The sequence below is a fragment of the Microbacterium sp. Bi128 genome (assembly GCF_918698205.1).
In genome coordinates, this window is record NZ_CAKKMM010001494.1 from 1 (window position 1) to 1,205 (window position 1,205).

Annotated in this window: 1 protein-coding gene; it reads right to left on the bottom strand. The window is 57.8% G+C overall.

Translation table 11 applies throughout. The features are described 5' to 3' along the window. Positions 1–26: 26 nt before the first annotated feature. Positions 27–1,205 (bottom strand): hypothetical protein (locus LQV45_RS33965; protein ID WP_230012235.1); only part of this gene is annotated, 1,179 nt, incomplete at its 5' end.

Sequence of the window (1,205 nt, forward strand, 5' to 3'; positions counted from 1 at the left end):
CCACCCGGCTTGAGTGGCTCCAGTGACTAAGGGACGAGAGGAGCGCCAATTCTCGCCAGCTCGGCAAGAAGTACTTCGCCGCAAAGTCTTTGCAGGGTCCTCAGCCAATCATCGAAAGCACCCTCGGTCGGTCCCGTGGCCAGGGCCCTCGGATACCAGTTTTTTGTCCTTTGGACCGAGTCGTCAGCAACAAACTGTCCGTAGTGCGCAGTGGCATTCCTTCTGGCGTACCAGTGAGTGACGGCCGTAGCGAGGTCTTCCGCTGGACTCACCGCGCTGGCTTCGTCGACTGTGACAGGACCACGAAACAAAGCGTCCGCGATCAATGTGTATACACGGGGGGCTGCATGCGACGAATTTGACTCGTTGGGCCACGGGGAACCGTCGAGTCTTACTACGGGAAGTCCGCCCGGCACCCGACCTATTGCCAGCGTTTCCAGCGTTGACCAGAATCTGAAATAGCGTGCATCAGGTGAGGGATCGGCAAGGGCTTCCCGGAAGAGATCCACGCAAAGTTTTAGCAGTGGATCATGGCTGAGGGCGGAATGCTGCATCAGAAGGTCCGATTGGCTCTCCCCCGAGAGAAATCCGCCCGCCAGGTTGCCCGCGTAGCTCGAATGCTCAAAGCGGAATTTGGTGGCGATAACCTGCTCGCCATCGATTTGCTCCAGACAGGTGACTATTGGCCGGCCTGCTGCACCTCGGTTCAAGGAAAGGACCGCCAGCAACTCGTCGCGCGCAGTTGCGTACATCGTGTGCGCCTCTTCAATCGAGGCGGCAAAGACTTTGTCGTAAACGAGCACTGACATGGGGTGGTCACGCTTGTACATCTCGGACCAGACTGGTTGGCGAGGGCTGCTTCCCCAACCCAATTTCTCCAACATGGCGATGGTCAGCTGTTCGGCATCCTGGCCATGCGGTCTGGAATCCAGACCAAAAGCCCTAACGCCCGGCAATTTCAAGTCGCTCGTCAAGTACAGGCCTTGGATGATGCAGGCGAACCTATATTCCTCGGCGCCAGGAGAAGCAGGGTCACCCAATGGAGAAGCATAGAGCTCGGTTTGCTTCTGCAATATCGCGCGGAACCGACCAATGACCTCAGCATCGGAACGACCCAGGGGCTCATCGGGGTCGCAGATACTGAAACTGTGGCCGGGCAACCTAACCGGCAATCCGTTAATTTCCACGCCTTGGATATACAGGGC